We start from the raw sequence: 24348 nt of genomic DNA, 5'->3' as shown, positions 1-24348 counted from the left end.
AACAAATTCAATACTTAATAACTAGTTACAAAATGCACTAAGATGCGCTTTGATATTTGTTTTAATCATATTTTGTTAAACATTTTTTAAATAAGCAGGCTCGAAAATTAATGTTCAAATTTCCGAGCCTGCTTTTTAATACTATTTTCACAAAGTGTATTGGCAAATGTTTAATATAAACCTTTTAATTCATTACTTGTGTCAATAAATATATTTTTAACTTGTTGATAGTTACTCAATGCTGCTTTATACGTTTCACGACCAATACCTGATTTTTTATAACCACCAAATGGTGCGCCTTCAGGCACTTGGTTATACGTATTTATCCAAATTCTGCCTGTTCTAACTGCTTTAGCAATATTCAATGCGCGAGTAATATCTTGTGAGAATACCCCACCTGCTAAACCATAGTCAGAATCATTAGCAATTTTAATCGCTTCTTGATCGTCTTTCACTTTAATTACTGTTAAAACTGGACCAAAGATTTCTTCTTGCGCTAATTTATTTTGGTTATCACTAACTGCAATCAGCGTTGGTTCTATAAAGTATCCTTTATCTAATCCATTTTCAACAATACGTTTGCCTCCAGTTAACACCTCAGCATTTGACTGTTCAGCATAATCGATATAAGACAATATTTTATTCATCTGTTCATCACTCGTTTGGCTGCCCATTTGAGTATCTTCATCTAATGGATCACCAACCTTAATATTTGAAAATGCCTCTTTTAATCTAGAAATTAACGTGTCGTATATACCTTCTTGAACCAATAAACGTGAGCCTGCACTACATACTTCACCTTGATTAAATAATATACCGAGTTGGATACCTTCAACAGCTAAATCTAAATTTGCATCATCCAAAATAATATTGGCACTTTTACCACCAAGTTCTAATGTGGCAGGGACAATACGTTTTGCACCTGCATCGGCAACTTGATAGCCGACATCTGTTGAACCTGTAAATGATAATTTATCTACACCTTCATGATTAAAAATAGCATTACCTGATTCTGAACCTTTACCAGTTACAATATTAACCACACCTTGTGGCAATACTTCTTGAAAAATCTTTCCTGCTTCTAATAAACTTAAAGGCGTTGAGGAAGATGGCTGAATAACAATTGTATTCCCTGCAGCAATGGCTGGTGCAATTTTCCATGCTGCTAAGAGCATTGGGAAATTCCAAGCTACTACAGCACCAACAACGCCAATAGGTTCATGACGTACGATACTCATAGTATCTTTATCAATATCATTAACCGAACCTTCATGTGTTTCAATAACACTTACAAAATAGTTAAAATGTCTTGCAGCGTATGGTATATCAATCGTTGAAGTTTCACGAATCGGTTTACCATTATTCAAGGTTTCCACTGTTGCAAGTTTATCTTTATTTGCCATCAATTTTTCACTGATTTTTCTTAATAAATTCGCACGCTCTGTTTTAGAAGTTAAACTCCATGATTCAAAGGCGCTTTGGGCTGATGATACAGCTTTGTCGATATCCGTTTCGTCAGCTTTGGAAATATTTGATAGTATCTCCCCTGTAGCTGGATTAACAACTTCTAATGTTTCTCCACTATTACTTTTTACAAATTCACCATCAATTAACAATCCATAATTCTCATCAACATAATCTTTTATATTTACTGTCATGACAATCTCTCCTTTGTTTTGGTGTTATTGATAATAACTTTATTTAAACCTATAGTTAACCTAACGTCACAATTCCATTGTAAACGAATATGTGCTGTTTTTAAAAAATTTCCAATTATCACCCGTTTTGTTGGGCAAAAGCTTTACCTATCGCATCTAATTTTTCTGGTGCATCATGTACATCCATGTGCACTTCTACAAAATGCATCATGTTAGGAGTTTGATTGATTTCATTTAATGCTGTTGCTAACGCATTACTTGTTGTAACATCATGTATCTTAACTTCCGTATCTTTCATACCAAACACGAACGGTAACTGTTTGTAGTCCCACATTTTGATATCGTTGTATGGTGCGCTTTCACCATGAATTTTACGTTCCACTGTATAACCATCGTTATTTATTACAAAAATAACTGGTTTTAAATCCTCACGTATGATTGTTGATAATGCTTGAACAGTTAACTGTAGTGAACCATCACCAATCAACAGCACATTTCTACGTTGTTTGTCTGCAATTTGTGTTCCTAAAGTCGCAGGTAAAGTATAACCGATTGAGCCCCATAATGGTTGTCCTATAAATGTATTATCTTTAGAGAAAAGTAAGTCATAAGCACCAAAGAATGATGTTCCTTGTTCAGCAAGTATAACGTCCTTGGGTTGAATAAATTGTTGCATTAATTTGAAATATGTTGACTGTTTTAATGGCTCATCACTTAATTCAACTGTTTCGTTGGTTAATTGATAACGCGGATAGCTTACGTCAGCCGTATAATCAATTTCCAATAAACTATCTAGTAAATCTGCAAGTCTTACTTCTTCATCGCGTAATTCATCTACTTTGAAATGATGATGATTAATCATGATTACATTTTCTAAATTGAATTTATAAGAAAATCCAGCTGTAGCAGAATCCGTAAGTTTTGCTCCAATATTCAAAATTACATCACTATGATCTACATAAGCTTTAATTTGTTCATCTGCGATCTTTCCATCATAAATACCCATATAATATTGATTTTCTTCATTGAAAGCCCCTTTACCTAAGGACAATTGAGCAACTGGTATATGCGTTTGGTTAACAAATTGTTCTAGTTTATCATGCAGCCCAAAACTATTGATTTCATGACCAGTAATAATTAAAGGCTGCTTCGCATTTTTCAATTTGTTTTCTATTATGTCTATATAACTGTCAACATCTTGTTTGACTGGCGCCGTATATTGATACGGTGTTTGTACTTCAATATTTACAGCAGCTACATCGATAGGTAAGTGTATATGCACGGGACGTTTTTCATTAATTGCTGCATTGATTAATCTTGGAATTTCAGTTTGTGCATTTTCTGGAGTAATATATCCTTGTGCTGTCGTGATAGGTTTATACATTTTTCGATAATCATCAAATGTGCCTTCACCTAATGAATGGTGAACATATTTACCAGCACGTTCAACTTCACGAGTTGGTGCTCCTGTGATTGCTATGACTGGTACACGTTCTGCATAAGCACCTGCTATACCGTTAACCGCACTTAGCTCTCCCACACCAAATGTTGTTACCATAGCACTAATGCCTTTGATTCTTGCATAGCCGTCTGCTGCATAACTAGCGTTAAGTTCATTTGTGTTACCAATCCATTCCATATCATCTCGATTGATAATATCATCTAAAAATGTAAGATTAAAATCACCAGGCACGCCAAATACTTTATCAACACCAACTGAGCGAATTGCATCCATCAAATATTGTCCTACTCTTTTTTGCATACATCATTTCTCCTTTAATGTGTTTCATTTTCATTACACATTAAATATAACTTGTTAAATAAATTAGGTCAAGTTTGTTGACTTATTTATACCTCCAAACAAAATAAAGAGACTTGCTTTCTAAAATCTAGAAAACAAACCTCTGATATAAATAATTGTATTCAGTAAATGTAACTTCGCTATACTATTGACAAAAATACTTAAAAAATTATTCTTGGTCGCCTTTCAAATATTTTACTGATTGAAATCCTTCTCTATACGAAGCAAATTCTTCCATAATTGCATACCAATCATTGCCTACTTTTTCTTGAATTTCTTTAAACATATCATTTTGCGCTTTATTTAATTTACGAACTAAGTTCCGGCCTTTTTCTGTTGGATACAACGTTTTAATACGCTTGTCCTCTGGCGCTTGTTTTTCTACAATGAATGCCTCATCTCTTAGTTTTTTTAAAGTTGCATGGCTACCTTGTTTTGAAATTTCTAGATTTTTCAATAAATCTTTAATCGAGATACCAGGGACTTTTTCAATAAAAAATAAAAATCTATGGTGTTGGCGATTCAAACCATAATCTTTAATGATTTCATCCGCTGTCGTAATAAATGTTTTATATGCAAAGTAAAATAGCAAATTTTCATAGTCATTATTTTTTATTTCCATAAGTCACAATCCTTTTTAAATATGTCTTAAAATTTTGGGAGGTAAATTTATTTCAACGCTTTAATAAAACGTTCAACGCCGTCTTTAGCAGTTTGGGGTGCGCAAGCCACATTCATTCTTAAAAACCCTCTGCCTTCTTCACCATACTTTGTCCCAGGTTCAAGCGCGACTTTACCTTTTTCTAGTAATTTTGTCATTATTTCTTCTTCAGTCAAGCCAGTTTCTCTATAATCAATCCATAACAAATAGGTTGCTTGAGGCTTTTTAATCTTTATTTGTGGTATAGCTTTGGTAATTTCTGAAATAACATAATCCATATTTGAAGAAACAATATTTATGAGCTCATTAAGCCAATCTTCTCCATGGTTGTAAGCAGATTCTAGTGCAGCTGCTCCAAATGGACTAATACGGTTAACACCTAAACCATGTGCCGTAAAATTAGCCGCTAATGCTTGTCTAACATCTTTATCAGGCGAAATAATCAGAGCAGCATGAATACCTGCTAGATTAAATGTTTTTGTAGGTGCAGTGCATGTAATGATTTTTTGTGCTTCTTTATCAGATGCTAATTTATCAAGAGGAATATGTTGATAACCTGGAAATACCAAATCGGCGTGGATTTCATCTGATAATATTAACACGTCATATTTAACACAAAGTTCAATCACTTTTTTTAAAGTGTCTTTAGACCAAACAATCCCGCCTGGATTATGCGGGTTGCATAAGATAAACATTTTTACGCCTTGCTTCAACTTTTCTTCAAAGTCTTCAAAGTCAATCGAGTAATTTCTATCATCTTCTATCAAAGCACACGTAATTAATTGTCGATTCATACCTGAAGGTAAATTGGAAAAAGGTGGGTAAACTGGAGGCGTGATTAAAACACTATCTTTTGGAGCCGTAAATGTCTCAATAATTGACGCTATCGCAGGAACTACGCCAGAATGCGCAAGAATCCAATCTTTCCCAATATGCCACTCATGACGTTTGTTAAACCAAGATTGAATTGCATTTTTACAGTGTTCATCTAAATAAGAATAGCCAAACACGCCGTGATCGACACAATTTTTCAATGCATCAATTACTGGTTGAGGTGCCTTAAAATCCATATCTGCAATCCACATTGGCAGTATGTCTGAAGCATCATCAATATGATACACATCCTCCATCGTATCCCATTTAACTGATCTCGTCTGTTTTCTATTAACAACTTCATTAAAATTATAAGTCATTACAACCACTCCTTTATCTTAAATCACTTTACTGTTGATTCTTTTTCTCAAAAAAACAATATAACCCAAAATGACATATACCACGGCCAATGACACAAAAATAATTTCACATATCAACATGAATTGTAATAAGGTATGTATTGGGCTCGGAAAACGCATATGATACATAAAATTAAAATAAGCAGTCGCTGTTGTTACCCATGGAAACGTTAAAGCAGCAAATGAAAATTTAAAATTGATAGCCATTAACTTAGGAATAAACGTTAATGAAACTACAAAAAGTAATTGGGATATGATAAAGCCAAATATCGTCAATATGAAGTCATCAAATTTTGCACTAATTAAAAAGCCATTAAAACAAAGTGCTGCTGGAGCCGCTATGATGACTGCCATTGGAAATTGGTTTTCGTTATATAAGCGCCAAGTTTTTTTGATTAAAATAATCGCTATTAATATTATAAAGCAAAAAGTTGCTATATATACCGTGAATTCCCCTAAAACTGGATTAAATTCTTTTGCAGTTTCAGATATTACACCTATTCCTACAAATGTGACAAACCAACTCGTATTCGGCAAAACAGTACCTTTGTTAGGTAATATTAGATGATAGTAAATGAAACCTACGATAATGATGAATTGGATGATAATCGTTAACCACCATAACCATATTAGTATACCTAGATTGACGTTTAAGTGATGCTTTATGATGTAAATGATTGTCATTAGAGCCATTGGAAAAGTTGGGAAAGTAGCACAGATATTACGATCGCTCAATTCATCCCGTACTGTATTGGGATATAATATGCATTTTTGTATAAATAACAATAAAATGATACAACTCAATATAAAAAATAACACCGCTAAGCCATGCCAAGTCATATTAAACAGCAAATTACTAAGCGACGCGATCCCTAATGCTAATCCACAAATAGCTGTTGGTAATACTTTTATCAATTTATAAAACATAATTTTTAATCCTTTTATATTATATAGTTATATGATTACTATACTATGTCCATACTATTTATGTGTAAAATAAGATTATTATTTCATAACCGTTTTTTCATTTGACTTAATTTACTATGCCTTTATCTGTACATTGATTCAATTGGTACGCATAGTTGAATGTCTCATTCATATCAGTATATTAATCTTCAATAACGTCTAGTCCTTTGTCTCGCAATTCCTTTATGCTTTTGAGCATTTGATTAATTTCGCCATCCGAATGTCTTTCCCATGCGCTTAATTCCGCGACAATTTTCAGTGGTTCACTAGAGCGATAAGAAAGCGTTGGATTGCCAGGAAATTTTTTATCTGTGACATTCGGATCGTCTTCGAACTCTCCTAATGGTTCAACAACATAAATATGCTCTTCTGCTATATCTTTAGACAAAGCAACTGCAAGTTCAGCTCCCCATTTTGCTGCTTCTAATGTACCAGTGAAATATATATGATTCATAATTCGGTCCTGATAATTAGATTTATACAAAGGATATAATAAATCACCAATCTCCAATTTAGCTTTCGTCCCATGTAAATATAAATTTTGCCCAAACTGCGCTTTTGTACTGTTCATCGTGTAGCCCCCTCATAATCATTAAGCTGTTAAATTATTATATGCAATATCTATTGGAAAATACAGACTATAATATCTGAAATTCTCATAGTATAATTAAAGCAAAGGACATTTTAAATTTTTATAACTTTATATCATTTTTGAACAATTGCTAATTATAAAAAATAATGAATAACATAGCGGTATTTAAAAAACTTCTCCTTTTTTTATATCTAAATAAAAGCGGGGCTACTAAACTTCAATTCGTTTAGATAGCCCCGTTTTATATACGATAATGATATTTAACTTACTAAGCATTAAACCCACTATTTAAATGGACTAACTCATCTGCTTTATCTGTAAAGACGCCGTCTACGCCCCAATTTGACAATTGATTTGCCCTCATTTTACTATTTACAGTCCATACATTTAACTCATAACCTGCATTTTTAATTGAACGCACGCGTGCTTGACTCAGTTTTGCATCTTCTATATTTACAATCGTTGATCCACAATAATCTAAAAGTGTTCTCCAATCACCTGTAAAAGCTGCTGCTTTAAAAAGAACTGCCCGCTTATATTGTGGCATTAATTGCTGTGATAATTTCAATAAAACAATATTAAAACTAGATAATAAAACGTCCGAGCTTGAATTTAATGCTTTTAATTTTTCTGCAATTTGTTTAACCATACTTTCTGATAAAGCACTGCCATTTCCACCAGTTACACCCTTTAATTCTATATTTAAATTCATTTTATATTTATTAGCAAATGCAATCACATCATCAAAAGTCGGTAATTTTTCTTCTGCATACTTTGCATTAAACCAATTACCAGCAGATACATCTTTGATTGCATCATAATTTAATTGTGTAATTTCACCTATCATATCTGTTGTTCGATCTAAAAAATCGTCATGAATAATGACCAGCTGTTCATCTTTTGTAATTGCAACATCAAGCTCAATCCATTTTAATCCAGTCACATTTGCTGCTGCTTCAAATGCTGCCAACGTATTTTCAGGAGCTTTACTTGATAATCCTCTATGAGCATAAACTGTAAACATATCATCTTCCCTTTCAATGTGATTTCAGTGTAATTATGATATGTCATGAACCATAATTCAAATTATCTAAGTTATTATCGACAAAAAATCATAGTTTACAGTCGAAAATCAAACAAAAAGTCGCCTTCTACATCCTTAAAAGGATTTCAAAGGCGACCAATATGTGTCGTATATTATGATTTTGAATTTACATATGAAGTTGGATCAACAGAATATCCATTACCCACGCCACCTGACATACGTTGGAAATGTAGATGAGGTGCAGTAGAATTTCCTGTGCTTCCTGATAAACCAATTTGTTGTCCTTCTTTAACTTCTTGGCCAGATTTAACATTTAAAGAATTCATATGCATATACCATTGATAGTTATCACTGTTTTTCTCTTGGATTGTAACTTGGTTACCACCACCATAATTACTCCAACCACTTTGAATTACAGTACCATCTGCTAGTGAATAAACAGGTGTATTTTCATCCATAGCATAGTCAACGCCATAGTGTGCACCACCACCATGGTAGCTACCATAAGGTTGTAATTGACGGTTTTTAGTTAACCAATTGGATGAATGCGTACTATTATTACTACTACTGTTTGACGCTGCTTCTGATTGTGTATTGTTTTGTTGTGGTGCAGCTTGTTGTTGTGGTGTTGAATCATTACTTGATGTAGCGTTTTGTTGTACATCATTAGTACCATTATTTTGTGTGTAATTCGTTTCATAATTGTTATTTGTTGATGCGTTATTTTGTGTATTATTTTGTACATTATTTGCTGTATTGTTTACGTTATTAGAATTACTTTGTGCTGTTTGTTCAGATTCAGTGCTTTGGTTCGTTGTTGCACTATTATCAACATCATTGTTTTGTGATGGTTGGTTAATGTCATAACCTTCTGATTGTACTTCTTCATGACTTTGGTCATCAGTGTAGTTATTATCATCTGAAGCATTTACATTTTCAACGTTTGAAGTGTTAGCACTTTGATTATTCATTGGGAAATAATAGTAATGATAATTCCCTTCATTATCTATTAAATAGAAATAATATTGTTGTTGATCAAACATAGATTGATCCCAGTTTCCATCTAATGTGTGATGATAGTTCCCATTATCATCTTGATCGATATAACCATAGTTAAAAATATCACTATTCGCGTGATTGCTTGTATATTGTGTATTTGATTGATTGTTTTCTGAAGCGTGTGCTTCTCCCTGTGCGACACCAATTGCACCTAAAGATAACGTAGCAATTGTTGCTGTAACCATTTTTTTCATAATTAATAAGTCCTCCCAAAATTTTTACATACATAATAGTATCAGAGAAACTGTATAAAGAGAATAGCAGAAACTGTTTTTTAATTTGTTAGTAATTTGTTTGTGATGTAACGTAAATTTTTTGAAAATTCCTTCTAGATAAGCAGATAGCGTTTCCATTACTTTTAATTGAACCCTATACATCTATATTACAGTTGTTGTAAATCAACTATAACAGTTAACTTTTTACACTTAACCTCCTAATTTCATATCCATTTTTTCTTAAATATTACAAATTACTTTATCAAAAATTAAAAACAGTGTCTTTTTGGTATGCTATATTACGTGCTAACATAGAACTATTAATTAAAAGTGAGGGATTCAACATGTATGAAGTTCATAATAATTATGCAGTAAAAGGATCAAAGACATATATTAAAGTAATTGTGGCTCTTTTTATTTCTGGATTCACCATATTTTCAATACTTTATAGTGTTCAACCATTAATCCCTCATTTCACAAAATCTTTTAATGTGAGCGAAACAAAGGCAAGTTTAGCTTTATCATCAGCAACTTTAACACTTGCCTTTGCCATGCTATTTTTCGGAGCCATATCTGAAGTGTTAGGCCGTAAACCTATAATGATTTTTTCCGTTCTTTCTGTATCCTTACTCGCCTTAATCCAACCATTTTTAACAGATTTCAATACCTTTTTAATTGTACGATTGATACAAGGCATATGTTTAGCTGGTTTACCATCAATCGCAATGGCATATATTGGTGAAGAAATTTCTTCGCACAATCTACCTGAAGCGATGGGTATTTATATTAGTGGAAACGCTTTTGGTGGTGCCTTTGGAAGAATATTCACCGGCTTTATTTCAAGTATTTATGGATACCAAACTGGCCTAATTTGCATAGGTGTTATCAGTGTCATTGCAGCCATTTTATTTACATTTTTACTACCATCATCTAAACATTTTGATAAGCAGCGTTTTTCTGTCAAAGCATTATTAATTAGTTATTATAAACATCTAACAAATATTCGATTACTCAAACCTTTTATGATTGGCTTTCTGCTACTTGGTTGTAACATAGCTGCCTTTAACTATATTGGTTTCGTGTTATCAGAAAAGCCATACAATTTACATGATAGTATCATTAGTTTTATATATTTATTGTTTTTAATAGGTATGATTTCCTCAATACTAAATGCAAAATTACGTACTAAATTAGGTACTTTAAATGCTTTAAAATTTAGTGTTTTATTGTTAATTTTTGGTATTAACATCACTTTATTACCACCGCTAACATTCAAAATTATTGGCTTAGCCTTTAGTGTTTATGCTTTTTTTAGTGGTCATGCAATCGCAAGTGCAGTAGTTACCAGTCGTGCGGAAGATCATAAAGCACAGGCTTCTAGCCTCTACTTATTGTTTTATTATATGGGGTCTTCTGTAGGAGGTACTTTAGCCGGTGTGTTTTATAACTATATTCAATGGCCAGGTGTCGTTTTAATGATTACTAGTTTTATGATTATTGCATTCGTTATTTCGCTTACCATTAAGCAAAAATAGGCTTGAAAATCTAAAATTTTAGATTTTCAAGCCTTTTTATATATTCAAACTTTTACTATTGTATTGTTGTTTCCATATTAGATTCAAATTCATCTAATAGTTCACGTGCTTCGTCAGTCGTATTTGTGCTCATCAGTTGATGTCTTAACTCACTTGCACCCCTGATACCACGCACATATATTTTAAAGAATCTGCGCAACGGTTTAAACAAGCGTGTTTCTTCTTGTGAATATTTGTCGAACAAATCAAGATGAAGTCTTAACAAGTCTAAAAGTTCTGCACTCGTATGTTCTCTTGGTTCTTTTTCAAAGGCATAAGGATTATGGAAAATTCCTCGACCAATCATAATGCCATCAATACCATGCTTTTCTGCCAGTTCAAGTCCTGTTTTTCTATCTGGAATGTCACCATTTATCGTTAATAATGTGTCTGGTGCAATTTCATCACGCAGTTGTTTTATTTCGCCGATTAATTCCCAGTGTGCGTCTACCTTACTCATCTCTCTACGTGTACGAAGGTGGATGGATAGATTCGCAATATCTTGTTTGAAAACATGTTTCAACCATTCTCTCCACTCATCAATTTCAGAATAACCTAATCGCGTTTTAACACTTACAGGTAGTCCTCCTGCTTTAGATGCTTGAATAATTTCAGCTGCTGTTTCTGGGCGTAGTATTAAACCTGAACCCTTACCTTTTGTTGCAACATTCGCAACTGGACAACCCATATTCAAATCAATACCTTTAAAACCCATCTCTGCCATACCAATACTCATTTCACGAAAATGTTCAGGTTTATCTCCCCAAATGTGTGCAACGATGGGTTGTTCGTCTTCTGTAAACGTTAAACGGCCACGTACACTGTGTACACCTTCAGGGTGACAAAAGCTTTCCGTATTTGTAAACTCAGTGAAAAAGACATCAGGTCTTCCCGCTTCACTGACCACATGACGAAAGACTACATCTGTTACGTCTTCCATAGGCGCCAAAACAAAAAATGGACGCGGTAATTCACGCCAAAAATTTTCTTTCATATATTTTTTAACCTTCTTATCTATTATTATCTCGAATTTTTATTCATGACGATATTACCACAAAAATAAGACTTATACAAAAAGATTTAAACACTCCAAAAAGCAACTCCCAACTAAGACTCATTACTTAAATAATTGAAACGTCACACACAATCACTAAAAAGTCTATTGTACGCTTGAAAGACTCAGAAAGCAGTTCAAGATATACACATGGAAACAATCTATACTATTATTTCTTCATATCTTTAGCAAAAATATCAAAGTTATAAGACAAATTTCATTTAATTCCTAGTCCGATAACTATACATACTACTAAATAAACCTACACATAAAATAACAGCAGCAAAAATCAATGCTGCATTGAAGTTCCCTTCGTTTCCAATTAATAACCCAGATAATGCAGGTGCAATCATTTGTCCCAAACTGTATATAACAGTCAATATCGCAACTAAGTTCAATCTACTATTATTCTGATACATTAAAGCTTGTGCTTTGGACATAAATAATGTAGTAAGCCCTAAAAACGTTGAACCAAATAATAATGAACTTAATATTAAACTCAACATACTTTCTGATAATATCGGTAAAATAACACTTATTATTTGTAAAATAAAAGCTAAATACGTTGCCTTACCATGACCTAAAACATCGGCCAACATAGACCAAAGAATAGTTGATGGTATTGCACCTAATCCAACAAACATCCAACTTAATGCCGCATAATCTGACAACGAGGGTATTGATTTAATAATAGCCACTAAAAAAGTGCCCGTAATAATATATCCGGCTCCTTCACAAAAATACGCAATGGAAAAGCCCCAAATAAATTTTTTCTTCAATTTATTAGATACATCAGCTTGATTTTCGTTTGTTTTATGACTTTCGTATTCAGCAACATCATTTTCACGCATACCAAATATAATAAAAATCGCCATGATTAATGAAAAAATACCGAGCAAAACCCAAGTCGATTTCCATGTATTAACTGAAGTAAATAAAAAAATAAAGATACTACTTGTAAAAATGCCTAACCCTACACCACTATATAGCAAACCAGAAATACGTTCTTTTCGAACCATTTTTAATGCTTCTAACGCAACATTCGATGCCAATACAAAAACAGTACCACTAGAAACACCAGCAACAAATCTAAAAATTGCCCATGAGATATAACTATCAAAAACACCCATGAATAGTGTTGAAATTATATTGATAATTAAATATATTTTAAGATCCACTACCTTATTAAATACAATAATCCAAATTGGAATCATTGCTCCAATAAGATAACCTAAGTAATTATATGTAGCTAACATACCAGCACTTGGATTATCCATATCGCTATTAAGCTGCATAAAAGGCATAATGGGGGTATATGCAAAACGTCCAATTGCCATAACAATAAACAAACACAACATACCTAAAACAAGTTGCTTATACGCTCGTCTCATACTTTACACACCTTTCAACAAATCAATTACATTATACACTTTTTATGATATTTACATATCCCTTTTATTAATAATTAATAATATTATCTTTAACCCCCTTTTAATTTTGAATTAGTAAGTATAAAATAGGCTTTATTATTATTTTGAATTTTCAGACTTTTTGTTAGGAGGATTGTTATGAAACAACAAAACATTCTTTGGAAAGATTGGAGATTACATGGCATTGTTTTAATCATTATGATCATTTCTGAAGTAATCGGCGCACATAAAATACCATTAGGCATAACATCAATCCTTTTATTACCAGTAGTTTATGCAGTATTACTCGGTTTGGGCGTGTATTTCACACCCATTATCAGTAAAAGACAAGCTAAGAACTCTGAACCAATGGTCTTTATTTCTGTAGCATTACTCATAGCAAAATTCGGGGTAGAGGCTGGACCTGCACTTCCTAAAATCATTGCTGCTGGACCCGCTTTAATACTTCAAGAAGCCGGTAATTTAGCTACTATTATTATTTCATTACCGCTGGCTATACTTTTAGGTTTACGCAGAGAATCTATAGGCATGACACATTCAATAGGAAGAGAGCCTAACTTAGCACTTATCACTGAAAAATATGGTATCACTTCTCCTGAATGGCGAGGCGTCATGTCCATGTATATATTCGGAACAATATTTGGGGCAATATTTTTTAGTGTTTTCTCCGGTATTCTAATCTCTGTTTTACCATTTAGCCCATTAGCATTTGCAATGGCGACAGGCGTAGGAAGTGGTGTTATGACTGCTGCTGCACTAGGCCCCTTAGTTGAAATGAACCCTGACCAAGCTAGTACAATCACAGCATTTTCTGGTGTGAGTAATTTACTTACATCTGTCACAGGGCTTTATGTAGGGATATTAATTGCTCTACCATTAACTCGAAAATACTACAGCTTTATTATGCATATCAAATCAAAATTCACAAAAGATAAGGAGCAATGATCATGAATTCGAAAGTTACAAACTGGATACTCACATTATGTGTGGTAGGCATTATTTCACTCTTTAGTAATTGGATTGGTTATAGTGTAATGCCCATAGTAGCTTTACCTGGCATCCTTACGTTAATGGGTATTGCATTAATAGGTTTAATCTTACGTGATATTGTTCCTCTCAACATACCTAGTATTGCTTATATTGGTATAATTGGGCTCATCATTACAATACCTGGCATACCTGGGTCATCACATATTGTTGAATGGACTGAAAAAGTAGATTTGTTGTCATTAGCTACACCAGTTGTTGCATATGCAGGCGTTTCTATAGGAAATTCGTGGGCCGATTTTGCTAAGTTAGGTTGGAAAACAATTGTCGTCGGTATCGTAATCTTACTCAGTACATACGTAGGTTCTGCCCTTGTAGCAGAAATTGTTTTAAGAATTCAAGGTTTAGCATAATTTACACATAATAATATCCCCATACAAACAATTCAACCTGTTGTTTATACGGGGATATTTAAAATTAATCATTCTTTTAAATATAATAAATAAACACTATAAAGTTCAATAAAAAGAGTACAATAGCTGGAATTGCTTTTTTAATTGGGTCCTTGCCTAAGAAAATCAATGAGATTGCACCAACAAACATCGTTGCACCTAATAATATACTTGATAATAATGCAATCACGCTATACAACACACCTATCAACATGCCCAAGCCACCTACAAATTCAAAAATTCCTGTAATTTGATTAAAAATAGGTGGGTAGTCAAGACGCGCAAAATCTTGTTTCATTGCACCAGATAAAATTTTAGACCCTGTCATGATAAAAACTATTCCCAAAATGATTTGCAATATAATGATAATAATACTCATTTTAACGACCCCTTTTCATTTTTATCTTAGTCACGCGCTACCAAACCAGAAATCATATAAGGCGTGATGCGTTTAATATAATCTTCAGGTAACATTTCATTATTCTTTTGATACCATGTTTCAGCAGCTTTATAGATACTTGCACTTATCATATTTGCAGCCAATTGTCGTGTGCTATCATCTTCAAAATCAATATCAGCCAACAATTTATACAATACATTTGCAATATGTTCTTGAACAATATGATCTATCGTCTCTGGATAACTTCTATGACATCTTCTATTTAAAGACAATTGAAACTCTGCCACTACTTTAAAGATATCGACAATTGTTCTTTCATTCCATGGATTATCTTTAAAATATTCATAATTTAAATTAATTAATAGTTCTTCAGCAAGCGCTTTTTCTAACAAATCATAGATATCACTAAAATGATAATAGAACGTAGCTCTATTGATAAGTGCCTCTTGTGTAATATCTTTCACAGTTATACTTTTAAAATCTTTATCACTAGACAATTGGATAAAAGCTTGCATAATAGATTTTCTCGTTTTAATGACGCGCAAGTCTGATTTTGATTGTACCATTCGACTCCCTCATTTTCTCCCAACATTAGATACTAAATGTTGAATATTCAACATTTCCTACAATTTGTTGGTACTTATTATTCATATTACTACTTATCATAAGAGTATATCAATTTAATTAAACTACGGAGGTACAATTATGAAAAAAATATGGTGTGTGATATTTATTCGGGTGTTTGCAAACCGAGTGGAGAAAAAGAAATAGAAGATATTAACTTAAATAACCAAAGTCCTAATTTAACTTTATATTATGTAACTGATCCTATGTGTTCACATTGTTGGGCTTTCGAACCAATTTCAAATAAACTATTAGTACAATACGGTCATTTGTTTAATTTTCAAATGATTATGGGCGGCCTTTTAGAAGCTTGGGGGGATGGACCTATTGACCCTGCAAATGGCATTTATAAACCAGCTGATGTGACACCACATTGGCAAGAAGTAGGTCAATATTCACGCATGCCTATCGATGGTACGATTATGGAAATAGATCCTGTGCAATCTTCATACCCAGCATCTCGGTTGTATAAAGCGATTCAGCAATTAGATTCTCCAGCTACTGCTATTGAATTTATTAGATTAGTTAGGGAAGCTGTTTTCGTCTTTAACCAAAATATTTCTGATGACAAAATACTTAAATCAATTGTACAAACTTTATATAAAAATAATAAATCAATTAATATTGAAACTATTTTTGATTTAGCAAATAGTACGCAAGGTCAGCAATTACTATCAAACGATTTTAACTTGGTACGTGAATTAGGTGTTCGAGGTTTCCCTACAGTTGTCATAGTAAATAACGATAACCAAGGTGCTAAAATTGTAGGCGCTAGAGATTTAAATGTTTATATAGATACACTTAAAAAACTTAGCAGCAATGAAAAAACCGTTTCAAAACCTTTGCCAGATTTAGAATTATATTTAAAAAAACAACATCGCTTATTTTCTAAAGAAATTGAAGTTATGTATGACATTAAACAAGACGAAGTACCAAATTTTGTTAAACAAAATTTAAATCCTTCAGTTTACATAGCTAAAAATATACTTGGTGAAAATTATTATGAATTTATTTTATCGTAATATGTCACAACCTTACTGACGTTGTGAACGAAACAGTTGACGGTCATAGAACACTATATGTACATGCACAATTAAAATGTGAGTAATTCATAAAAAACGTTAATTTAAAGTGTCAATTACGCAATTATATCGCCTTTTTAGTTTTTCAAATATTCATTGTAATTAAAAGTTTCTATACTATTAGTTACAATGATATTTTTATTTAGCTGCGTTTCTAAGTATCTACTCACTTCACAAACTGCATTTATTTCTAATGATTCTATGTCATTCATTTCAATTACTACAAAGTCTAACTCTTTAACACTGTGATTCGTTTGAGAAAGTATACTATAAATATGTTGTAGCAATTCTTCATTATATTTGTCTTTCGAAATTGCTACTACTTTTGAATTAATTGGTTCTTGATTTTTATTACGTAAATAAAACAATGTATTACCTTTACTATATTGAACAATAATATACATACAATAACCCCGTTTTATTATTTAATAACCTGTAATTACTATATACACATTACGTACAATTAATAAACAATTTTTAATAAATCACACTCTATTTATTACAGATTTCATTTGAATAATAATCAACATATGCTCTTTTGATTTTCAAAAACACTTAATCGTTCATATAGAGTTCATAATCTTACCTTATATTAAAATTAAACATTCATTACAGGAGGTCGTTAAAATGAAAAAATTAATGTTCAGTTCAGCATTTTATACTTTATTAGGCATGCTCAGTGGTCTATTTTATAGAGAGATGTCAAAAGCAGAAAATTTTAGTGGTTATTCGCAATTAAATGTAACGCATACACATCTACTCGTATTAGGTACAATCATGTTTTTAATATTTATGATGATAGAACACCAATTAAAACTTACTCAGCATCATACTTTATTTAATTATTTCTTTTATGTTTATCATATCGGGGTATTATTAACGGTTGCTATGCAATTTGTTAATGGTATAGCAACTATGAAAGGTTTTGAAGTGAGCCCTGCTATTGCTGGCATTTCGGGATTAGGTCATATTGCTATTTCCATTGCTTTCATTTTATTCTTCGTATTATTGAATAAAAGTATTAATGTCAATTCCAAATAATAGTAAATATAGTTAAAGGTCGAATCACGTTTCTAAAAATAGAACGCAATTCGACCTTTTGATTTTATATTAACAATAGTAAAAATCCTAAAATTGTAATAAATAAGTATATCCATTTTTCAAAATTATGATAAGTCGTGTGATTTATTAGATACTTTCCAATAATGACTGAAATAATCAAACAAGGTATGCTCAACAAAAATAAGGATACCGTTTGGCCAGTCCATATCCCTCCAGATGCTTGTCCAATCACTACAAATATCGCTGTAATTAAAAAATGTGCTTGTACCGTACTTCTAAAATCTTTAATATGCCAAGGTGACATTGTGCCATAAATTACAACTGGTACACCGTGTGAATTATACAAACTTCCTAATATACCTGAAATCATACCTGTTAGGCTCGCCCAAATGTTAGATTTCAATATGATATTATATCTATTTTTAAAAAAGGTAATTTTTCCAAACGCATATACACCATAAAGTATTAAAAATAGTCCTAGCATCAATTGTATATAAGAGGTTGTAATATGCTGTAAAATCAATATGCCAATTGGAACACCTAATAAGCTCCCTAACAACATCAATAATAATACTTTAATTTTTATATTCCTATAATCTAAAAATATATTTAAACTTGCTACCATTAGTCCAGCTAAGCCTACCAGTGAAATAGATGTATGTAAGTTTAGCCCTATCAATGTTAAAAGTGGCATGCTCACGAGTGCTTCCCCAAAACCAAAATATGTTCTGACTAAGCCACCTAAAAATATAGCAATTAAAATGTAAACTAAAAATAAATCCATACTTTAACTCCTGATTTAGTTCGTCATCAATACATGTCATATTTCTTCCACAATGTTATTTATTAATATTTTTAATTAATGCTTAATGATAATAAAATTTCAGACACTATTAAAATAATTATACCAAACTTTAATTCAGATATTTAAAAATCAGACCATTCTTCATAGTTCTATCATTCATAAACTTTCAAACTTGCTTTTTTTGTAAAAAGGAAATATATTATACAAAACTAGTATATTTTTTATACCAAAGGTGTTTAATTTATACGATAGTGGTTATGAGTATTGAGAAGTTTTATTACTATTATACTGATAACACGAGCAACTGAAAAGTTTATTACGAGGAGGTATATATATGAATATCGTTGGTCACCATCACATTTCAATGTATACAAAAAACGCTCAAAAAAATAAAGACTTTTATACTCAAGTATTAGGACTAAGGTTGGTTGAAAAATCAGTTAACCAAGATAATCCTAAAATGTATCATTTATTCTTTGGAGATGAAATTGGTTCTGCTGGCACGTTATTAATTTTTTTTGAAATACCACTTTTAGGGAAAAATCGTCCTGGAACTGATTCTATCTATCGCTTATCATTACTTGTTCCTGATGAAAATGCTTTGAATTTTTTTAAAGAAAGACTAAATCAATTCAAAATTACATGGACATCATTAGATTATTTAAATCAGCCTGCTATTACTTTTAATGATATAGATGGTTTGGAGATTATTTTATTAGTTAATGGCAATTATCATACACCGAATGCTTGGAGAAAAAATCCGTATAGTGAGATTCCCGAGCAATACCAAATTTTAGGTATGGGCCCTGTAGAACTAAGAGTTAAAAATGCTCAAGCCACGCTCGATTTCTTAAAAAATAGCTTGTCATATACACTTAGAGAAGATGTAAACGAAACTGTTATGACTTTAGATCAAAATGGATTATATACTGATTTTGTTATTGTAGAACAACAAGGTGAACGTGCTAGACCTGGTCAAGGTTATGTGCATCATATTGCTGTTAATACACCAAAAGATAGTGATTTAAATTCAATTCATAAAATAATAGAGCAACAACCTGAAAATAATTCAGGAATTATAGACAGATACTTTTTCAAATCTTTATATTATAGACAAAATCGTATTTTATACGAATTTGCTACGAATGAACCTGGATTTACGGTAGACACAAAAATAGAAGATTTGGGTAAACATTTAAATTTACCAGACTTTATGGAAGCACAACGAACAGAAATTGAAAATAATCTACATGAATTATAGAAAGGTGATTATATGGCACATTTAAAAATGAATGAAAATACTCCATTGGAATTTGGGCTCTACTCATTAGGTGATCATTTATTAAATCCGCATAATGGAGAAAAAGTGAGTTATGAGCAAAGAATTAATGAACTTATAGAAGCTAGTCAATTAGCTGAACAGGCTGGTATTGATGTATTTGGTGTCGGTGAAAGCCACCAAGAACATTTTACAACACAAGCACACACAGTAGTTTTAGGTGCCATAGCGCAAGCCACTAAAACAATAAAAATTTCCAGTTCTTCCAGTATTATAAGTGCTGCAGATCCTGTAAGAGTATTTGAAGATTTTGCTACTTTAGACTTAATTTCACATGGCCGAGCTGAAATTGTAGCAGGTCGCGCTTCACGTACAGGTATATTTGATTTATTTGGATTAGACTTGAATAATTATGACGAACTTTATGAAGAAAAACTTAATTTATTAATGGAATTAAATAAAACCGATAAAATTACTTGGTCAGGCAAATTTAGACCTGATTTAAATAACATGAAGATCTTCCCACGTCCAATTGATGACACATTACCTATTTGGCGCGCAGTTGGAGGCCCTCCCGCAAGTGCTATCAAAGCAGGTAGGCAAGGTATACCAATGATGATTACAACACTCGGCGGTCCAGCAATGACCTTTAAAGATTCCATTGAACAGTACAGACTCACTGCACAAGAAAATGGTTTTAATCATTCACCGGAATCTTTACCAGTATCCACAGCAAGTTTATTTTATACTGCTAACACAACTCAAGATGCTTTGAAAGAGTTCTACCCACATCTAAATGTTGGAATGTCATTTATTAGAGGTACAGGTTATCCAAAACAACAATTTGCAAAAGCTCCTGATTATAGAGATGCTTTAATGGTTGGTAGTCCACAACAAATCATCGAAAAAATTCTGTATCAACATGAATTATACAATCACCAACGATTTATGGCTCAAATTGATTTTGGCGGTGTTCCGTTTAATAAAATTATGAAGAATATAGAACTTATAGGTAATGAAATTATTCCAGCTGTAAAAAACATTTAAGAAAGTAGGTCAATGATACTATGAATATTGTATTACTATCTGGCTCTAGCGTTGGTTCAAAAACACGTACTGCCATTACTTATTTGAATCAAGCACTTAATAATCAAGATGATACGCATCATGTTAATTTTATAGATTTAAAAGAGTTAGAATTGGTGTTTAGTGATGGAAGAAATTATTTAGATTACAGTGGCGATACGTTATATCTTACTCAAACTTTGATGAATGCTGATGTCATTTTCATCGGATTTCCTATCTTCCAAGCTTCCATTCCAGGTACATTGAAAAATGTATTTGACTTACTACCAGTTAATGCATTTAAAGATAAAATCGTAAGTATAGTTGCAACTGCTGGATCACCAAAACATTATCTCATCCCTGAAACACAACCCAAAGTGCTTATAAATTCAATGAAACTTTTTAAGTTTCAAACTTAATGTTCTGTGTTTTTATCACTTGTTAAATATCTTCTATAAACGATCATTAATCCTAAAATTCCAAATAGAATTTCGAATGCATAAGGGTTCTTTTTGTCTAATCCAGTATACGGTAAATTCATATTGAAGTTATTTTCTTTATTTGGATTTTCAAATGATTTTTTATTTAATACTTCAAGGTTGTGACGATTATTTTGAACATTAAATTGACTTAAATTTATGCCTAGCGATTTGCTATTTATAGTCGCTTGTTCGTCATTATCAAAATGACTTGTATTATGCTTATCTTTTACTTGCTCCGTGTCCAATGCCTGTTTCTTACCTAATATACTATTATTATCTTTATCATTTACTTTTGTTACTGATGTGATGTTATCTAATTTAGTCTGTAATCCATCAATATTTGCTGTACCGCTTGGTAAGTTACTTATTTTTTCTTTTGCAATTCGTCTTATTGAATCCAATTTTTCTATGAGTTTGTCTAAATCAGCTTGCTCACTAGGAGTAATCAGACCATCTTTTCTAATCTCTTTTATCTTATTAATGATTTTTGTTTGTGCTGCTTTAGCGTCTGCAATTGCTTTTTTGGCCTCTGAAACTTGTTTTGTATCTAAGACACCATTACTATCTGCGTCGTTCACTTTTGGTGATGTTACAGATGTAATTTGTTCTAGTTTTCTTTGTAACTCTGCTTTTCCTGCTGTGCCATTCGGTACTTGGGCTAGATTACTTTTCGCTGCTTGTTTTTCTTTATCTAATTTTTGAATCAACTTATCGATTTCTGCTTTCTCTTTTGGATTTACTAAGCCATCTGATGTAATATCGGCCAGTTTATTATCTACTGCTGCTTTTGTTGATTCTACTGCTTTGATTGCTTTGCTTATTTTTGAGACTTGTTTTGTATCTTGTACACCATTACTATCTGCGTCGTTCACTTCTGGCGATGTTACAGATACGATTTCGTCTAATCTTCTTTGTAATTCTGCTTTATCTGCTGTGCCATTCGGTACTTGGGCTAGCTTATCTTTCGCTGCTTGTTTTTCTTTATCTAATTTTTGAATCAACTTATCGATTTCTGCCTTTTCTTTTGGATTTACTAAGCCATCTGATGTAATTTCGGCCAACTTAGTATCCACTGCTGTTTTTGCTGATTCTGCTGCTTTGATTGCTTTATTTACCTCTGAGACTTGTTTTGTATCTTGTACACCATTACTATCTGCGTCGTTCACTTTTGGTGATGTTACAGATGTAATTTGGTCTAGTTTTCTTTGTAACTCTGCTTTTCCTGCTGTGCCGTTCGGTACTTGGGCTAGCTTATCTTTCGCTGCTTGTTTTTCTTTATCTAATTTTTGAATCAACTTATCGATTTCTGCCTTTTCTTTTGGATTTACTAAGCCATCTGATGTAATTTCGGCCAACTTAGTATCCACTGCTGCTTTTGTTGATTCGGCTGCTTTGATTACTTTTTCTGCCTCTGATAATTGTTGTGTATCTAACACACCGTTACTATCTACATCGTTCACTTCTGGCGATGTTACAGATGTAATTTGATTCAATCTTGCTTGTAACTCTGCTTTACCTGCTATGATATTCGGTACACTATCTAGTTTCTCTTTCGCTGTTTGTTTTGCAGTTTCTAATGATTGAACTAACGCGTCTACTTCAGCTTTTTCATCAGGAGTCACTAGGCCATCTGATGTTACATCTGCTAATTTATTGTCCACTACGGTTTTTGCTTGTTCTGCACTCGTCACTGCTTGCTCTGCTTCTGATAATTGGTTTGTATCTAGCACACCATTACTATCCGCATCATTTACTTCTGGTGATATTACGGATGAGATGCTATCTAGTCTTGTTTGTAAAGTAGCTTTTCCTTCAGTGCCATCCGGTACACTATCTAATTTTTCTTTCGCTGTTTGTTTTGCAGTCTCTAAAGTTTGAATTAACGCATCTACTGCTGCTTTTTCATCCGGTGTTACCAAACCATCAGCTGTAACCTCGGCCAACTTAGTATCTATCGCTGCTTTTGCTTGTTCCGCATCCTCTATTGCCTTGCCTGTTTCTGAAATTTGTTGGCTATCTACATTACCGTCACTATCTACATCATTCACTTCTGGTGATACTACGGATGCAATTTGATCTAATCTATTTTGTAACTCTATTTTACCTGCTGTGCTATTCGGTACACTATCTAATTTCTCTTTCGCTTCTTGTTTCGCTGTTTCTAATGCTTGGATTAATTGATCTACTGCGGATTTTTCTTCTAGTGTTACTAAACCATCGGATGTTACATCTGTCACTTTTGTATCCACTGCCGTTTTTGCCTGTTCGGCATTCACTACTGCTCGCATTGCTTCGGACAGTTGATCAATATCTAAGACACCGTTACTATCTGCGTCTGTTACTGTTAGTGAAACTGCTGATGTGATTTGATTCAACCTTGTTTGTAATGCATCTTTTCCAGTTGTACTATTCGGCACACTATCTAGCTTGTCTTTTGCTATTTCTTTCGCAGTTTCTAATGTTTGAATTAACGCATCTATTTCGGCTTTTTCATCCGGTGTTACCAAACCATCTGCTGTGATCTCAGTCAATTTAGTATCTACTGCTGCTTTTGCTTGTTCAGCATCCTCTATTGCCTTGCCTGTTTCTGAAATTTGTTGGCTATCTATGTTACCGTCACTATCTACATCATTCACTTCTGGTGATACTACGGATGGGATTTGATTCAATCTATTTTGTAACTCTGCTTTACCTTCTGTGTTGTTCGGTACACTATCTAGTTTCTCTTGCGCTGTTTGTTTCGCAGTTTCTAATGTTTGAATTAACGCATCTACGTCTGCTTTTTCTTCTGGTGTCACTAGACTGTCTGATGTGATTTCAGTC

22 protein-coding genes and 1 pseudogene are annotated in these 24348 nt (G+C 32.7%); 8 read left to right on the top strand and 15 right to left on the bottom strand.

Going from position 1 to position 24348, the window contains the following annotated elements; all coding sequences use genetic code 11:
• Positions 1-170 precede the first annotated feature (170 nt).
• The 8 genes from KA873_RS00860 to KA873_RS00825 all read right to left on the bottom strand — a co-directional run bounded on the left by KA873_RS00860 (position 171) and on the right by KA873_RS00825 (position 9208).
• Positions 171-1658, bottom strand: coding sequence for an aldehyde dehydrogenase family protein (locus KA873_RS00860; RefSeq protein ID WP_210140135.1), 1488 nt, complete (start codon positions 1656-1658; stop codon positions 171-173).
• Positions 1659-1776: 118 nt separating this feature from the next.
• Positions 1777-3420, bottom strand: a complete 1644-nt coding sequence (locus tag KA873_RS00855) for an alpha-keto acid decarboxylase family protein (RefSeq protein ID WP_019469145.1) — start codon at positions 3418-3420, stop codon at positions 1777-1779.
• A 208-nt stretch (positions 3421-3628) separates the two neighbouring features.
• Entirely contained in the window at positions 3629-4081 is a 453-nt protein-coding gene (locus KA873_RS00850) for a MarR family winged helix-turn-helix transcriptional regulator (protein WP_019469146.1), read from the bottom strand.
• 47 nt (positions 4082-4128) lie between these two features.
• On the bottom strand, positions 4129-5313 hold the full coding sequence (locus KA873_RS00845; protein ID WP_150821844.1) for a MalY/PatB family protein: 1185 nt from the start codon (positions 5311-5313) through the stop codon (positions 4129-4131).
• 18 nt (positions 5314-5331) lie between these two features.
• Positions 5332-6279, bottom strand: a complete 948-nt coding sequence (locus KA873_RS00840; protein ID WP_150821843.1) for an SLAC1 family transporter — start codon at positions 6277-6279, stop codon at positions 5332-5334.
• 181 nt (positions 6280-6460) lie between these two features.
• On the bottom strand, positions 6461-6889 hold the full coding sequence (gene arr / locus KA873_RS00835) for an NAD(+)--rifampin ADP-ribosyltransferase (RefSeq protein WP_019469149.1): 429 nt from the start codon (positions 6887-6889) through the stop codon (positions 6461-6463).
• Between the two features lie 289 nt (positions 6890-7178).
• Entirely contained in the window at positions 7179-7934 is a 756-nt protein-coding gene (locus KA873_RS00830; protein ID WP_019469150.1) for a glycerophosphoryl diester phosphodiesterase, read from the bottom strand.
• Between the two features lie 173 nt (positions 7935-8107).
• Positions 8108-9208, bottom strand: coding sequence for a M23 family metallopeptidase (locus KA873_RS00825; RefSeq protein ID WP_210140134.1), 1101 nt, complete (start codon positions 9206-9208; stop codon positions 8108-8110).
• Positions 9209-9573: 365 nt separating this feature from the next.
• Here KA873_RS00825 and KA873_RS00820 point away from each other — a divergent pair, with 365 nt between their 5' ends.
• Positions 9574-10764, top strand: coding sequence for an MFS transporter (locus tag KA873_RS00820; RefSeq protein WP_019469153.1), 1191 nt, complete (start codon positions 9574-9576; stop codon positions 10762-10764).
• A 55-nt stretch (positions 10765-10819) separates the two neighbouring features.
• On the opposite strand, the gene KA873_RS00815 is transcribed toward KA873_RS00820, so the two are convergent.
• Positions 10820-11797: a tRNA dihydrouridine synthase gene (locus KA873_RS00815; RefSeq protein ID WP_019469154.1), complete on the bottom strand. Its 978-nt coding sequence runs from the start codon at positions 11795-11797 to the stop codon at positions 10820-10822.
• Between the two features lie 281 nt (positions 11798-12078).
• Positions 12079-13248: a YbfB/YjiJ family MFS transporter gene (locus tag KA873_RS00810; RefSeq protein WP_107385014.1), complete on the bottom strand. Its 1170-nt coding sequence runs from the start codon at positions 13246-13248 to the stop codon at positions 12079-12081.
• Positions 13249-13425: 177 nt separating this feature from the next.
• On the opposite strand from KA873_RS00810, the gene KA873_RS00805 reads away from it, so the two are divergent.
• Positions 13426-14232, top strand: a complete 807-nt coding sequence (locus tag KA873_RS00805) for a DUF3100 domain-containing protein (protein WP_210140133.1) — start codon at positions 13426-13428, stop codon at positions 14230-14232.
• Positions 14233-14234: 2 nt separating this feature from the next.
• Positions 14235-14687: a hypothetical protein gene (locus KA873_RS00800; RefSeq protein ID WP_107385012.1), complete on the top strand. Its 453-nt coding sequence runs from the start codon at positions 14235-14237 to the stop codon at positions 14685-14687.
• Between the two features lie 76 nt (positions 14688-14763).
• Here the strand turns inward: KA873_RS00800 and KA873_RS00795 are convergent, their stop codons facing one another.
• Both KA873_RS00795 and KA873_RS00790 read right to left on the bottom strand, forming a co-directional pair.
• Positions 14764-15105 (bottom strand): DoxX family protein, encoded by a 342-nt coding sequence (locus tag KA873_RS00795; RefSeq protein WP_210140132.1) that lies wholly within the window; start codon positions 15103-15105, stop codon positions 14764-14766.
• A gap of 26 nt (positions 15106-15131) precedes the next feature.
• Positions 15132-15692: a TetR family transcriptional regulator gene (locus KA873_RS00790; RefSeq protein WP_107385010.1), complete on the bottom strand. Its 561-nt coding sequence runs from the start codon at positions 15690-15692 to the stop codon at positions 15132-15134.
• A gap of 150 nt (positions 15693-15842) precedes the next feature.
• Between KA873_RS00790 and KA873_RS00785 the strand changes: the two genes are divergently transcribed.
• A complete protein-coding gene (locus KA873_RS00785) occupies positions 15843-16772 on the top strand; it encodes a DsbA family protein (protein ID WP_210140131.1) in 930 nt (309 codons plus the stop codon).
• A 137-nt stretch (positions 16773-16909) separates the two neighbouring features.
• On the opposite strand, the gene KA873_RS00780 is transcribed toward KA873_RS00785, so the two are convergent.
• Entirely contained in the window at positions 16910-17236 is a 327-nt protein-coding gene (locus KA873_RS00780) for a hypothetical protein (protein ID WP_070704587.1), read from the bottom strand.
• Between the two features lie 223 nt (positions 17237-17459).
• On the opposite strand from KA873_RS00780, the gene KA873_RS00775 reads away from it, so the two are divergent.
• Positions 17460-17873, top strand: a complete 414-nt coding sequence (locus KA873_RS00775) for a DUF2871 domain-containing protein (protein WP_107383459.1) — start codon at positions 17460-17462, stop codon at positions 17871-17873.
• Positions 17874-17937: 64 nt separating this feature from the next.
• On the opposite strand, the gene KA873_RS00770 is transcribed toward KA873_RS00775, so the two are convergent.
• The gene (locus KA873_RS00770; RefSeq protein ID WP_107386620.1) at positions 17938-18678 is read right to left on the bottom strand and encodes a sulfite exporter TauE/SafE family protein; all 741 of its coding nucleotides are present in this window, start codon (positions 18676-18678) and stop codon (positions 17938-17940) included.
• Positions 18679-19033: 355 nt separating this feature from the next.
• Between KA873_RS00770 and KA873_RS00765 the strand changes: the two genes are divergently transcribed.
• From KA873_RS00765 to KA873_RS00755, 3 genes and pseudogenes are all read left to right on the top strand, one after another.
• Positions 19034-19960, top strand: a complete 927-nt coding sequence (locus tag KA873_RS00765; protein ID WP_210140130.1) for a VOC family protein — start codon at positions 19034-19036, stop codon at positions 19958-19960.
• Positions 19961-19972: 12 nt separating this feature from the next.
• Positions 19973-21025, top strand: coding sequence for an LLM class flavin-dependent oxidoreductase (locus tag KA873_RS00760; protein WP_210140129.1), 1053 nt, complete (start codon positions 19973-19975; stop codon positions 21023-21025).
• A gap of 20 nt (positions 21026-21045) precedes the next feature.
• Positions 21046-21459: pseudogene (locus KA873_RS00755) on the top strand (NADPH-dependent FMN reductase); the annotation flags it as partial.
• Here the strand turns inward: KA873_RS00755 and KA873_RS00750 are convergent.
• Complete coding sequence (locus KA873_RS00750) at positions 21459-24341, bottom strand: GA-like domain-containing protein (protein ID WP_481906408.1); 2883 nt, start codon at positions 24339-24341, stop codon at positions 21459-21461. The pseudogene KA873_RS00755 and the gene KA873_RS00750 sit on opposite strands and share 1 nt — an antisense overlap.
• Positions 24342-24348 lie beyond the last annotated feature (7 nt).

The organism is Staphylococcus sp. GDY8P45P (assembly GCF_017892745.1).
Classification (GTDB): domain Bacteria; phylum Bacillota; class Bacilli; order Staphylococcales; family Staphylococcaceae; genus Staphylococcus; species Staphylococcus cohnii.
This window is presented reverse-complemented; position numbering and strand designations above follow the sequence as displayed.

Coding starts and splice junctions, on each gene's coding strand:
- KA873_RS00845 (WP_150821844.1), bottom strand. CDS start 5,313: ATGACTTATAATTTTAATGAAGTTGTTAATAGAAAACAGACGAGATCA.
- KA873_RS00820 (WP_019469153.1), top strand. CDS start 9,574: ATGTATGAAGTTCATAATAATTATGCAGTAAAAGGATCAAAGACATAT.
- KA873_RS00765 (WP_210140130.1), top strand. CDS start 19,034: ATGAATATCGTTGGTCACCATCACATTTCAATGTATACAAAAAACGCT.
- KA873_RS00770 (WP_107386620.1), bottom strand. CDS start 18,678: ATGGATTTATTTTTAGTTTACATTTTAATTGCTATATTTTTAGGTGGC.
- KA873_RS00805 (WP_210140133.1), top strand. CDS start 13,426: ATGAAACAACAAAACATTCTTTGGAAAGATTGGAGATTACATGGCATT.
- KA873_RS00790 (WP_107385010.1), bottom strand. CDS start 15,692: ATGGTACAATCAAAATCAGACTTGCGCGTCATTAAAACGAGAAAATCT.
- KA873_RS00850 (WP_019469146.1), bottom strand. CDS start 4,081: ATGGAAATAAAAAATAATGACTATGAAAATTTGCTATTTTACTTTGCA.
- KA873_RS00795 (WP_210140132.1), bottom strand. CDS start 15,105: ATGAGTATTATTATCATTATATTGCAAATCATTTTGGGAATAGTTTTT.
- KA873_RS00860 (WP_210140135.1), bottom strand. CDS start 1,658: ATGACAGTAAATATAAAAGATTATGTTGATGAGAATTATGGATTGTTA.
- KA873_RS00785 (WP_210140131.1), top strand. CDS start 15,843: ATGGTGTGTGATATTTATTCGGGTGTTTGCAAACCGAGTGGAGAAAAA.
- arr (WP_019469149.1), bottom strand. CDS start 6,889: ATGAACAGTACAAAAGCGCAGTTTGGGCAAAATTTATATTTACATGGG.
- KA873_RS00840 (WP_150821843.1), bottom strand. CDS start 6,279: ATGTTTTATAAATTGATAAAAGTATTACCAACAGCTATTTGTGGATTA.
- KA873_RS00810 (WP_107385014.1), bottom strand. CDS start 13,248: ATGAGACGAGCGTATAAGCAACTTGTTTTAGGTATGTTGTGTTTGTTT.
- KA873_RS00815 (WP_019469154.1), bottom strand. CDS start 11,797: ATGAAAGAAAATTTTTGGCGTGAATTACCGCGTCCATTTTTTGTTTTG.
- KA873_RS00775 (WP_107383459.1), top strand. CDS start 17,460: ATGAAAAAATTAATGTTCAGTTCAGCATTTTATACTTTATTAGGCATG.
- KA873_RS00800 (WP_107385012.1), top strand. CDS start 14,235: ATGAATTCGAAAGTTACAAACTGGATACTCACATTATGTGTGGTAGGC.
- KA873_RS00855 (WP_019469145.1), bottom strand. CDS start 3,420: ATGCAAAAAAGAGTAGGACAATATTTGATGGATGCAATTCGCTCAGTT.
- KA873_RS00825 (WP_210140134.1), bottom strand. CDS start 9,208: ATGAAAAAAATGGTTACAGCAACAATTGCTACGTTATCTTTAGGTGCA.
- KA873_RS00780 (WP_070704587.1), bottom strand. CDS start 17,236: ATGTATATTATTGTTCAATATAGTAAAGGTAATACATTGTTTTATTTA.
- KA873_RS00830 (WP_019469150.1), bottom strand. CDS start 7,934: ATGTTTACAGTTTATGCTCATAGAGGATTATCAAGTAAAGCTCCTGAA.
- KA873_RS00760 (WP_210140129.1), top strand. CDS start 19,973: ATGGCACATTTAAAAATGAATGAAAATACTCCATTGGAATTTGGGCTC.